This window comes from Salinivibrio sp. AR640, assembly GCF_001995405.1.
Classification (GTDB): Bacteria; Pseudomonadota; Gammaproteobacteria; order Enterobacterales; family Vibrionaceae; genus Salinivibrio; species Salinivibrio costicola.
The window spans coordinates 1-12,779 of sequence record NZ_MUFD01000016.1; the positions used below are offsets into that span (position 1 = coordinate 1).

Genomic DNA, 12,779 nt, shown 5'->3' on the forward strand with positions numbered 1-12,779 from the left:
ATGGTCACGGTAATACGTTGGCTCTTTTTATCCACTTGGACAGAGTCGACAGTCCATGGCGGAATCAGTCCAAGGATCGCTTGATAGAGTGCTGTATCTTTCATCTGATTCAGGGCCCAAGTGCAGAGTGTTTCCTTATTGTCCAATTAATCGGAAAACTTGAAAAGAAACACTTTCCACCACATCCGGTGAAGAGCCCTTTTTATACAGTAGGATAAGGGCCATTGTCTACCGACCCTGCCGTGATTGTGACATGAGAGAAAAATTTAGCACCATTTATCAACGTGCCGCCGATCGCAAAGGTGGTCAACGAGAATTAGAGCGCATGCTGGTGGCACCGCTTGAACATCAGGCTCTGTGTGAGATCCCGGATGATCGCTGGTTAGCAGCGTTTAGCCAGAAGGTTTTTCAATCTGGAATTAGCTGGCAGGTGGTACGCAAAAAGTGGCCGGGGTTCGAAGAGGTTTTTTGGGGATTTGATATCGACAAAATGTTGTTGATGCCGCCAGAAATGTGGGAAGAGAAAGCGACGAACCCCGCGATCATTCGCCACTTAACCAAGGTGATGACCATTCCACACAATGCGGAAATGATCCACCGCGTGCAGCAATCGCACGGCAGTTTTAGCCAGTTTGTCGCCGATTGGCCCAGCGAAGATATTGTTGGTTTATGGCAGTATTTAAAAAAACACGGTAAGCGTTTAGGCGGTAATACGGGTGCTTATACGTTGCGCCGAATGGGCAAGGACACCTTCTTATTCACCCGCGATATTGAGCACTATCTGCGCGCGACTAAAATCGTTGATAGCGGCCGAGAGACCAAGCGGGCGATGCAAGCCGCGCAACAGGCATTTAATCAGTGGCAGCAAGAGTCAGGCCGTTCACTGAACCATATCAGCCAGCTGATTGCCTTCAGTGTGGGTGATAATCGCGTTTAATCGCTCAGCGATTTGCTGTGCTATCACACAGTTAGCAAGTCGTGTGCAAGGTCGCGGCGTGTCGGTGGCGATTTGCGCTTATCACGGCAATCGGCCACAATCGATGCCAGTTATCTTTCCCATGTGAGCGCCTTGTGTTTACTGTTTATCACTCTAATCGGCTCGATCTGTTAAAATCGCTGTTGGTCTCCCTGATCCAACAGCGACCGCTGTCCGATCCCTTTCAAAAAGAACTTATTCTGGTGCAAAGCCCCGGCATGGCGCAGTGGTTAAAAATGGCACTCGCCCACGAGCAGCAGATTGTCGCCAACGTCGAATTCCCGCTTCCCGCCACCTTTATCTGGCAGCTGTTTGTGCGGGTGTTGGATGGCGTGCCTGAGCGCAGTGATTTCAATAAAGAGGCGATGACATGGAAGCTAATGGATATTCTGCCCAGCTGCCTGGATGCGCCTGAGTTCGCGGATTTAGCCGCGTATTTGGAAGATAGTCAGGATCAGCAGCGTGCTTATCAGCTGGCCGAAAAAGTAGCCGATATTTTCGACCAGTATTTGGTCTATCGCCCCGAGTGGGTGCTGGCATGGGAGCAAGAGCAACCGGTGCCCGAGCTTAACGATGTGCAGCCTTGGCAGCAAAAACTGTGGCGTCGCTTATACGATCACACCTTGGCGCTGGGCCAATCGCCTTACCATCGCGCTAATTTGTATCAAGAGTTTATCGACACCTTAACCAGTCATCAGCACAAACCTGCGGGGCTTGCTGATATTGAGCGGGTCTTTGTGTTTGGTATCTCGGCGCTTCCACCACGCTATCTGGATGCGTTGCAAGCCCTAGGTGAGCATGTGGAGGTGCATTTTATGTTCACCAATCCATGCCGTTATTATTGGGGCGATATTCGCGACAAGCGTTATCTGGCTAAACGTGCCGCATTGGAACGGGATAAAATCAGCCGAATTGAAGACATCCCCGCCGACAGCCAATTGGCACTGGGGCTTGATGAGCCCGAGTACGGTGAAGTGGGAAATAGCTTGCTGGCGTCGATGGGAAAACTGGGGCGCGATAACTTACTGCTGCTCTCGGAAATGGCCTGTAATGAGATTGATAGCGGCTTTGTTGAGGTCAACCGCGATAATCTGCTGCATCATCTCCAAGCCGATATTTTGGATTTGAACGAGCCGGGTGATCCCAAGCAAACCGAGACCAGTGCGGCGAAAACAGAAATCGAGCCAGATGATGCTTCCATCGCAATCCATGCCTGTCACAGCCCGATGCGCGAAGTTGAGGTGCTGCACGATCAGCTACTCGCGATGTTTGAGGCTAACCCATCACTGAGCCCCCGCGATGTGATTGTGATGGTGGCGGATATCAATGCCTACAGCCCCGCCATTCAAGCGGTGTTTGGTAATGCGCCTCGCGAGCGTTTTATTCCGTTTTCCATCTCAGATCGCAGTGCCGATCAAGAAAGCCCGGTGTTAGCCGCCTTTTTGCGTCTGCTCACCCTGCCTGATAGTCGATGCAGTGCGGCGGAGCTATTGGAAATTCTTGAGGTGCCGGCGGTCTCGCGCCGTTTTTCCATCGACAGCCAACAGTTTGATCAGATTAAACAGTGGGTGGAAGAAACCGGTATTCGCTGGGGGCTTGATACCCATACCGCCAGCCAATTTGCCTTGCCCGAACAGTATCAGAATACCTGGCTATTTGGCTTGAAACGTATGTTACTCGGCTACGCGATGCCGAGTGAGGCAGGGCTGTTTGCAGACACCGTGCCTTATGATGAAGTCCAAGGGCTTAATGCGGAGCTGGCGGGGCGTTTAGGGCTGTTTATCGACACCTTAATTCACTACCAGCAGCAACTGGCGATTGAATGCGATGGCAAGACGTGGGTGGCGCGGTTGACCCAAATGCTGGATGACTGCTTTGCCATTGAAGGGGATGAAGAGTTAGCGATAAAGCTTATCCGCACCCAGTTGGACAGTTGGCTGACACAGCTCAGCGATGCCGCATTTACCTATACGCTAACCTTGCCCGTGGTGCGCGATTACTTTAATGGTCGCCTCAATAACGAGCGAGTCAGCCAGCGCTTTTTGGCCGGGCAGGTTAACTTTTGTACCTTGATGCCAATGCGCTCCATTCCCTTTGATGTGGTGTGTCTGCTGGGGATGAACGATGGCGTGTACCCGCGCACTGTGCCCAGTGTCGGCTTTGATTTGATGGTCGGTCGCACGCGGGCGGGGGATCGCTCGCGCCGCGACGATGATAGATACCTATTTTTAGAAGCGTTGCAGTCAGCACAGCAGCGTTTGTATATCAGTTATGTCGGTCGCTCAGTGCAAGACAACAGCTTAAAAGTCCCGTCGGTACTGGTCACTGAGTTGCTTGAGTATTGCACCCAAGGCTACTGTTTGGCCGGTGACCGCGACTTACCCGAAGCGCAGTCACGCCAGCGGTTGGAAGAAAAGCTTATCCAGACGCATCCACTGACGCCCTTTAGCCCACAGGCGTTTGTTCATAGTGGTAGCTACGCGCAAGAGTGGCTACCGGCTGCTCAAGGACAAGGGACACAACTGCCAGCATTTATTGGCGATGCGTTAAGCCCTGATCCCGACAGTCACCAGGATCCTGTGATTGAGTTAGCTGAGTTGCAGCGCTTTTGGCGGTTGCCCGTGCGCTATTTTTTCCAACGCCGCTTGAAAGTCTTCTTTGAGCAGTTAGAAGCGCCGCTAGAAGAATTCGAACCCTTTAGTTTAGATACCTTGCACCGCTTTCAGCTGCGTGATCAGCTGTTAGCGCACTTTATTGAAACCGATGACAGTCCCCAAAGTGTGCAGGATTTTATGGCCCGACAGCGTGGCCAGGGCAAGTTGCCTTTGGCGTACTTTGGCGAACTGACCTTGGATACGCAAGTCACGGTGATCCGTGACATGTACCAGCGCTTAACGCCTTTGCTCGCCGCGCCGCGCCCTGATCTTGAGCTTAATCTGACTCTTCCTACTGCGTTGGGCGAGGTGCAAGTGCAAGGTTGGCTTAATCGGCGTTATCAAGACAGCTTGGTGCGCTTTCATTGCGGCGATCTGACCGTGCGTCATCAGCTTGCGGTATGGATCGATCATTTATGCCAATGCGCGATGGGCGAAGCGGTGCCGAGCACGTTGGTGGGCGTGAAAGAAACCATCGAGTTTGCCCCACTCAGCAAAGGTGACGCGCTTGCACACTTACAAGCTTTGGTTGAAGACTATCAATATGGCCTCAACCAGCCTCTTACCTATCTGCCAAGCTCAGTCGGAGCGGGAATAAAAGCCCGAGATGGCAAAAAAGGCTTTGATAACAGTGACACCGGCCAAGACAAAGCGCTGAAAGCGATGCGTGATGCCTTTATCGGGGGCTTTAATCCTGGTGAAGTCCAAGACCCTTATGTGTATCGCGTATGGCCGCAATGGCACGAGAGTCTCGGTCAAGCGCTATTAGCAACAGGCGATCAACACGTACTGCCGATGCTTGCGCAGCGACAAAAACGCTAATCACCAAAGGCGCCTCATAGGAATAGTGCGGCGCCGTTTCCCCCTCTATCCACTCTCTTTCCCACTCTTCTCCCTGTTAGCCAAGTCTATGCATGGCTCTTTTGTGGTTATTTACTCTTAATTTTTGACTTTATATTCATTTTGAGAAATTAACTACTAGGATAGAGAAAATGGGTGGTTCGTCGATACAACCATCTTTTTTGTCATGTTTGTTACCATTGTGTTGGTTAAAGATTGCACATTACGTTGCTCGTTAGGGGTCAATCTATTTGGGGTCTAAATATTTTTTAAACGATCATTTTAATGCAGAGTTACATTTTAATTTTAATTAAAATCATTATCTTAGCTTTAATTTAATGNTTAGAGGGCATTGTTTTTGTGTTGTTTATAGAGGCCTTTGTTCTGTTTTTTATTTGAACGTGTAATTAACTTAACGCACAATGTCATCGAAAATTCATATAACAAACCATGAAAAAAAGGATGTGCCTTCATGCATAAATTCTCAAAAAGCGCGGTGGCGACCTTGGTCTCTGGCCTTTTGCTGGGTGCCTCAGCGCACGCCGACGTCAGCATTACTCAAGGTAAGACTGCAATCCCAGATGGTGAGGCAACGCACGCCCAAGACATCACGGTAAAAAACGAGCATGTCGCGTTCGCATTGGCGGTTGAGTCCGCGCCACCATGGGGCGTGCCACGTGGTACCTTGGTGGACCTCGCGGCGGTGAAAAATGGCAAAATTGATCTAGACCGAGTCGCTTTTGCAGATTTCATCCCCAACAGCTGGTCGGCCTGGCCGAACGATCGCAAGTCGATTGAGATTGTTGAAGACAGCGATGAAAAAGCAGTGATCAAAGTGAGCCGTAACTTCGACAAAGTCGACATTACTACTTGGTATACCTTGGCTGCAGGCTCTGACGCGATTGCTCTTAAAACCGTGATGAATAACCAGGGTGAGGATGATCTCGAACTAGAATCTGGCCACACGATCTGGCCGGATACGGGTTATCAGTTCGCGGTACCAGGGCTTGAAGGCAATGAAGAAGCGATGGCGGACAATGCCCTCGCCGATCGCATGGTCGCGTATGACCGTGATTGGGCGTTCGCGCTGCATGCGCCTTACTTTGACCGCATTAAATACAACGGTCGCGATATGTATCTGGGTCACACGCTCAAAGCCGGTGAAAGCCGTACGTTTGAGTCTCAGCTACAGGTTGTCCCGAACGGTGATATGGCGCCGATTGTAAAAGCCGAAGCCGAACGTCATGGTGAAGCGACAGGTACCATTGAAGGTAAATTGCGCGCTGATAATGGGCAAGTGCCAAACGATGCCTTGGTAATGATTGAAAAAGACGGTCACCCTTATGCGTGGACGCTTGCCAAAGATGGCCAGTACAGCATGGAGCTACCAGCCGGCGAGTATCAGGTTTATGGTACGGCAACCGGCCATGCCAACAGTCAGTCGCAATCTATTAATGTGAGCGCTGATGGCGAGCAAACACTGAATTTCACCTCGCTGAAAAGCCCTGCGACGCTTGCGCTTAACGTAGAAGAAGCGGTGTCTGGCGTGGCTAAAGACGCACGTGTGACTATCATTGAAGGCCAAGCGCCACCGGTTGAATTCTTGGGTAAACGCACCTTCTTCACGGACTTGCTGCCTGCCGGCCATGCCGAGCTAAATCTAGCACCGGGTGAATACAAGTTGGGCATTAACGCCGGTGCAGGCTTTACCGCTGAATCACAAACCTTGGACGTGACGCTGGAATCGGGCAAAACCAACAAGCAGTTGGTTAAGATCCCACAGGTGACTTTCCCTAACCGTAGCCATTGGTATGGCGCAGACTTGCACCACCACGGCAATGTGCTGGAAGGGGTAACCCCACCAGAAATCGTGGTGCGTGCCCAGTTGGCAACCGACTTGGATCTGACCTTTATCAGTGATCACGACTCCACCATTAATCACAAAGTATTTGCTGACTTATCAGCGAAACGTGGTGTGCCTTTCATTCCATCCATTGAGATCTCGCCCTCTTGGGGTCACATGAACCCGTTCCCCATCGACAATGGCGCGGCGCTGACGGTCGATCCGGGTACTGATGACGTGCATACTCTGATTGATGCTGCACATGAGATGGGTGCAGAAGTGGTGCCGATGAACCATCCTTATAACGATTATGGTTATTTCACTAATATCGCTAAAGATGCGGTGCCGGGCGGTGAAACAGACCGTTTCGATCTGATGGAGCTTAACGCTCGCGTTGACAACGAGCCGACTCTGAAAAAAGCACATGATATGTGGGATAGCGGCGAAGCCATGTACCTGACTGCGGGTACCGATACCCATGATGCGTGGAACCAGCTCACTGGGCGTATTCGTATGATGGCCAATGTTGATGGTGAGCTAACGCCGCTCGCCTTTGCCAAAGCGTTAAAAGCCGGTCACGGCTATGCCACGCAGGGGCCAATTCTATACCCACAAAACATCATGTTTGGTGAAAGCGCCAAGGCAGGTGATCAATGGGATATTAACGTCGTCGCCGCTGATGGTCTCAAAGAAGTGCGCTTAATCGGCCAAGATGGTGAGGTGCTAAACAGCATCACCATTAACCCGGAAGAGAGCACCCAGCGTCTTGAGCTGTCACTGCCAATCCCTGCGGATGCAGAAGGTTGGATCAACCTAGAAGTGGAAGACAAAGACGGCAGCACGGCATGGACCAACCCAGTTTGGCTTCAGTCGTAAACGTCGAGTCTCAATAAACGAACCAAGGCCAGCGATGCTGGCCTTTTTTGATCGTGATGTTAACCGGCGCAGATTGATGGTCTTGGTTAGAATATGTTTTCCCCCAAGGGGTTGCTACAATAGCGGGCAGACTAGGCGATGAAATAATGATATGGAACCGCAGATCCTCAACCCGCTCACCTTGCCACTTGATGGCGTCCGATTAATCGAAGCCTCCGCCGGCACCGGCAAGACGTTTACCATTGCTGGCTTGTACTTGCGATTGTTGCTTGGGCATGGCCGCGCAGCGCCGTGTCGGGTCGAGCAAATACTGGTGGTGACGTTTACCGAAGCGGCAACCCAAGAGCTAAAAGACCGTATTCGGCGCCGCATTCATGAGGCGCGTTTTGCCTTTATGCGCGGTGAGAGTGACGATCCTATCATTGAACCTTTGCTGGCAGAGATTAGCGATCATAAAACCGCGGCGCAGCGACTGTTAGAGGCCGAACGTCAGATGGACGAGGCGGCCATCTATACCATTCACGGTTTTTGTCAGCGGATGCTGACCCAAAATGCGTTTGAATCGGGCAGCCTGTTCAGTCATGAATTTGTCACCGACGAGCGACAGATCAAAGCGCGCGCGGCGGCCGATTTTTGGCGTCGTCGTTTTTATCCGCTGCCTAAATCGTTAGCCGGTGTGGTGAGCAGCTACTGGCCCGCACCGGAAGCCTTATTAAAAGAGATTGCGCCCTATTTATCCGGGCCGGCTGTCACGGTCAAGGCGCCTGATCTCGGCGAAGATCTCATGGCGGCACACCAAGCGGCGATTGCCAAAATTGACGGGGTAAAGCGCGCATGGCGCGAGGCGGGGGAGCAGATCACCGAACAGCTTAGCGCTGCCAAGCTCGATGGTCGCAGCTATCGCAAAGATCATCTGGCAAACTGGCTGAATGCGATGGAACAATGGGCCAATGCCGAGACGCTTGATTACCAGTTGCCCGACAAATTGGAAAAATTCGCCCAACAGACATTAGCGGCCAAGAGTAAAGCTGAGCCACCGAGTCTTGCGCTATTTGATCAAATTCAGGCATTGGTTGATCAGCCGCCGACGTTAAAACCGGGATTAACTGCATTGGCGATTAAAGAAGTGCGGCAGCTGCTCCGCCAAGAAAAACGCCGCCAAGGGTGGCTCTCGTTTGACGATCTCCTTTCTCAACTTGCCAGCGCACTTGACCAAGATAGCGAAGGTCAGTTGGCGGCACGTATTCGCAGCTTATATCCGGTGGCAATGATTGATGAATTCCAAGATACCGACCCGCTGCAATATCAGATTTTTAGCACTGTCTATCAGCCGCCAGTGGCGGACGATGCCCCTGTATTCGTAGACGCAGACACAGAGGAAGAGGGTGAGCGCACCGGTTTAATGATGATTGGCGATCCTAAGCAGGCGATTTATGCCTTTCGTGGCGCCGATATCTTCACCTATATTCATGCCCGTGCACAGGTGAGTGATCACTATAACCTTGCCACCAACTGGCGCTCGACAGATGGCATGGTGCGCGGGGTCAATGCCTTGTTCTCGCGTGCTAAGGCGCCGTTTGTTTATCAAGACAGCATTCCCTTTTTAGAGGTAGCCTCTTCGCCTAGCGCCAAACAAAAGGCGCTGGTGGTGGAGGGAAACGAGCAGCCCGCGCTCACCTTTTGGCATCACAGCCCGGATGAGTTGTGTGGCAAGCAAGATTTTGAACAGACCTTGGCGGTGAGTACCGCACAGCATATCACGCAAGTGCTCAACCAATCGGTGGCGGGCAATAGTTATCTACAAACGTCTTCCGGCCAAGCCGACATTCAGCCGCACAATATTGCTGTGTTGGTGCGCACCGGACGCGAGGCACAGCTGGTCAAGCAAGCGCTGGCCGAAAAAGGCGTGGCGTCTGTGTATCTTTCTAACCGTGATAATGTGTTCGCCAGCCCCGTCGCCAGCGATATTGAGCGCATCTTAGTGGCGGTCATGCAGCCTGAAAATGAGCGTAAGTTGCGGTCGGCACTAGCCAGCCCTTTATTTGGCCTGACCGCTGAGCAGCTGGCGTTACTCAATCAAGACGAAGCCTTGTGGGAGCAAGAGGTGGTGGCCTTTAGCCATTACCGTGATACCTGGCAGCGCCGTGGGGTGATGCCGATGCTTCGCCAAGTCGCCACTGCCCGCCAAGTGGCAGAAAACTGGTTGGCGATGCCGCAAGGCGAGCGCTGTGTGACCGACTTTTTGCATATTGCGGAGTCGCTGCAAAGTGCCAGCCAGCAATTGGATAACCCCCACGCGCTGATCCGCTGGCTACAAGAGCGGATGGCCGAGCCGGCTCAACAATCGGAAGAGCAGCAGGTGCGGTTGGAGTCGGAGCGTGATTTGGTGCAAATCGTTACCATCCACAAATCGAAAGGCTTGGAATACGATCTGGTTTACTTGCCGTTTGCTTGTCAGTATCGCGAAAGCAGCCAACCTTTTTATCATGATGAACAGTATCAGCCGGTGCTGGCGCTGGATAATGTCGATGAAGGCAAAGAACGTGCTGAAAAAGAGCGGCTGGCTGAAGATATCCGCTTGCTGTACGTGGCGGTGACGCGCGCCGTGTATGGATGTTTTATCGGCTGTACACCTCTTAAACAAGGTAACAGCCGGCAAAAAGACTCGGCCTTGCACTTAACGGCCCTTGGTTATTTGCTCCAGCATGGAGAAGCCGGTGATGCTAGCCTGCTGGCCGAGAGTTTGGCTGGGTTGGCGAGCGCGAGTGATGCGGTGGCTGTGGTTGCGCCACCGGAGCCGGACGATAGCCGTTATACCCCTCAAACGGGGGCGCACGAGGCGCTAAGCGCACGTCAGTTTGACGGCAAGATTGACCGTCAGTGGCGCTTAACCAGTTACTCAGGGCTGGTAAAACAAAGCCATCATGTCAGCGCCTTGCCTACATTAGCCAGTTACGACTTGGACGCGGACGATGATCTCGCCGATGAGGAGACGCCGGATGTGGCGGTGGATCCTTGGTCGGTTTTTGCGTTTCCCAAAGGCGCGCGAGCCGGTACCTTTTTACACACCTTATTTGAAGAGGTGGACTTTACCGCGGATTTGATGAGTGAAGAGGTCGCTGAGCTTATTACCCATCACCTTAGCTTGGAGAACTATGACCCGCAGTGGTGCCCGATATTGCAGCAGTGGATGACACAGGTATTGAAACACCCGCTCAATGAGCAAGGGCTGAGGCTGAACCACATTGACAATGCCAGTCGATTAACGGAGATGGAGTTCGTGATGCCTTTGGCTGCACTCGACTGCCAGCGATTGAATCGACTCGCCGCACGATATGATGCACTGTCTGCCCGCGCTGGCCAGCTCACCTTTGACACGGCGCGCGGGATGCTAAAAGGCTTTATCGATTTAACCTTCCGCGCCGATGGCAAGTATTACGTGCTGGATTGGAAGTCGAACCATTTAGGGGACAGCGTGGCCGATTATCATCCTGAGGCGCTCAAAGAGGCAATGATCGCGCACCGATACGACTTTCAGTACCAGATCTATACCTTGGCGCTGCACCGCTTTTTGCGCCAGCGGATCCCAGATTATGATTACGACACCCATGTGGGGGGCGTGTTTTATTTCTTTTTACGGGGTGCCAGTGATAGCGGCGAGACCGGTGTATTCGCGCACCGTCCCGATAAGGCGCTGATTGACGCCTTGGACAACCTCTTTGCTGGAGAGTCGGTATGAAACAAGCATTAATGACGCTTTACCAGCGCGGGGAATTACGAGCGATTGATGTGCAATTTGCTTGTTTGATGGGCGAAGAAGACACCCAATTAGATAAGGCTGCTATCACAGTATGGGCGGCGCTGCTGAGTCGCGAAGTGGGCAAAGGCCATGTCTGCCTTGACTTAAACCAGTGGCAGCCACCCACTGACGTCGCTTGGCAGCCTTTATTGGCGCACATTGATAGCCAAGCGCCAAGCGAGCAATTGGCACAGGCGTCGGTGGTGTCTGACGGGACGCAGGCGACGCCCTTAGTGCTTGCCGGACACCGATTGTATTTACATCGCTACTGGCATGCCGAGCAGCAAGTGGCGGGACATATTCGCCAGCGTCTGACGGCGCTACCGTTACCGGATGAGGCCAGACAAACCCTAGATAATTTATTTGCTGCCTCGAAGGCAGAGATAGACTGGCAAAAAGTGGCGGCAGCTACCGCGTTGACCCAACCTTTTGCGGTGATTTCGGGTGGGCCGGGTACGGGGAAAACCACTACCGTCGCCCGTTTGTTGGCAGCGCTGGTGGCGTCGCACCACGCCGAACGTACAACCACCTCTGCTGCACTCACCATCAAGCTGGTCGCCCCGACCGGCAAAGCAGCCAACCGATTGACTGAATCATTGGGGCGGGCGATTGCCGCCTTGCCTGTTGATCATGACGTAAAAGCGGCGCTGCCGACCCAAGCCAGTACCATTCACCGATTATTAGGGGCGATTCCGCAGCGGGTGGCGTTTCGCCATCATAAAAATAATCCCGTGCATGCGGATGTGTTGATTGTCGATGAAGCCTCGATGGTGGACTTGCCTTTGATGGCACAGCTGTTCGATGCCTTGGCGCCCTCAACACGCATTATTTTGCTGGGGGATAAAGATCAGCTTGCCTCTGTGGAAGCGGGGGCGGTGCTAGGCGATATTTGTCAGTACGCCGAGGCGGGCTATCCAGCGGCGCAAGCCGCGCGTTTAAGCCAGCTAACAGGCTTTGATGTACCCGAAAACCCACATGCGCCAGCGATCGCCAGTGCCCTGTGTCTGCTGCGCAAAAGTTATCGTTTTGATGCCCAATCCGGCATTGGCCAGCTCGCCTTTGCGGTGAACCGAGGAGAGATGGCCGAGGTGGGGGCGGTGTTAAAACGCGGCTATGGCGATATTACCCACCATGTGCTGAGTGATGACAGTTATCAGACCCTGATGCAACAAGCGGTGACAGGATATCGCGATTACTTAACAACACTCGATAATGCGACGCTCGAAAACCCGCCATCCATGGCGGACGTGCTGAGTGCCTTTAGCCAATTTCGTTTGTTGTGTGCATTGACCGAAGGCCCATTTGGTGTCGCTGGCCTCAACCAAGCCATTGAGCAGCATTTAGCGTCGGCGGGATTGATCGCCAAAGAGCGTGATACTTGGTATCACGGTCGGCCGATCATGATTTTGCAAAACGACCATGCCCTAGGGTTGTATAACGGTGATATTGGAATTGCGGTGCAGCATGAGGGGATCACCCGCGTGGCGTTTGAAACCCACGATGGCGAGGTGCGCTATTTGCTTGCCAGCCGTCTGCCCGCCCATCAAACTGCGTTTGCGATGACGGTGCACAAATCACAAGGATCGGAGTTTGCGCACACAGTGCTGGTGTGTCCGCCCACCATTTCACCGGTGATCACCCGCGAGCTGATTTATACCGGCATCACGCGGGCGAAGCGCCAGCTTGATCTTTACGCGTCTTGGCCGGTGCTACGCCACGGTGTGGGCGCACGCACCGCCAGGTATAGTGGTTTGCCGGATGCCTTGTTGGCGCCCTTATAATGGCGAGGTT

At 52.8% G+C, this 12,779-nt stretch carries 5 protein-coding genes; all 5 read left to right on the forward strand.

Annotated elements, in window-relative coordinates:
* Positions 1-253: 253 nt before the first annotated feature.
* The 5 genes from BZG75_RS09320 to recD all read left to right on the forward strand — a co-directional run bounded on the left by BZG75_RS09320 (position 254) and on the right by recD (position 12,769).
* Positions 254-937, forward strand: coding sequence for a DNA-3-methyladenine glycosylase I (locus tag BZG75_RS09320; protein ID WP_077459758.1), 684 nt, complete (start codon positions 254-256; stop codon positions 935-937).
* A 134-nt stretch (positions 938-1,071) separates the two neighbouring features.
* Positions 1,072-4,452 carry an exodeoxyribonuclease V subunit gamma gene (recC, locus tag BZG75_RS09325; RefSeq protein ID WP_077576799.1) on the forward strand — a complete coding sequence of 1,127 codons (3,381 nt, stop codon included), beginning with the start codon at positions 1,072-1,074 and terminating at the stop codon, positions 4,450-4,452.
* A 490-nt stretch (positions 4,453-4,942) separates the two neighbouring features.
* The gene (locus BZG75_RS09330; protein WP_077576800.1) at positions 4,943-7,189 is read left to right on the forward strand and encodes a CehA/McbA family metallohydrolase; all 2,247 of its coding nucleotides are present in this window, start codon (positions 4,943-4,945) and stop codon (positions 7,187-7,189) included.
* Between the two features lie 151 nt (positions 7,190-7,340).
* Positions 7,341-10,928: an exodeoxyribonuclease V subunit beta gene (recB, locus tag BZG75_RS09335; protein ID WP_077576801.1), complete on the forward strand. Its 3,588-nt coding sequence runs from the start codon at positions 7,341-7,343 to the stop codon at positions 10,926-10,928.
* Positions 10,925-12,769, forward strand: coding sequence for an exodeoxyribonuclease V subunit alpha (gene recD, locus BZG75_RS09340; RefSeq protein WP_077576802.1), 1,845 nt, complete (start codon positions 10,925-10,927; stop codon positions 12,767-12,769). Before recB ends, recD begins: the two co-directional genes overlap by 4 nt.
* Positions 12,770-12,779 lie beyond the last annotated feature (10 nt).

Excerpts from the sequence above, each read along its gene's own strand:
- BZG75_RS09320 (WP_077459758.1), top strand. The coding sequence starts at position 254 with ATGAGAGAAAAATTTAGCACCATTTATCAACGTGCCGCCGATCGCAAA.
- BZG75_RS09330 (WP_077576800.1), top strand. The coding sequence starts at position 4,943 with ATGCATAAATTCTCAAAAAGCGCGGTGGCGACCTTGGTCTCTGGCCTT.
- recB (WP_077576801.1), top strand. The coding sequence starts at position 7,341 with ATGGAACCGCAGATCCTCAACCCGCTCACCTTGCCACTTGATGGCGTC.
- recD (WP_077576802.1), top strand. The coding sequence starts at position 10,925 with ATGAAACAAGCATTAATGACGCTTTACCAGCGCGGGGAATTACGAGCG.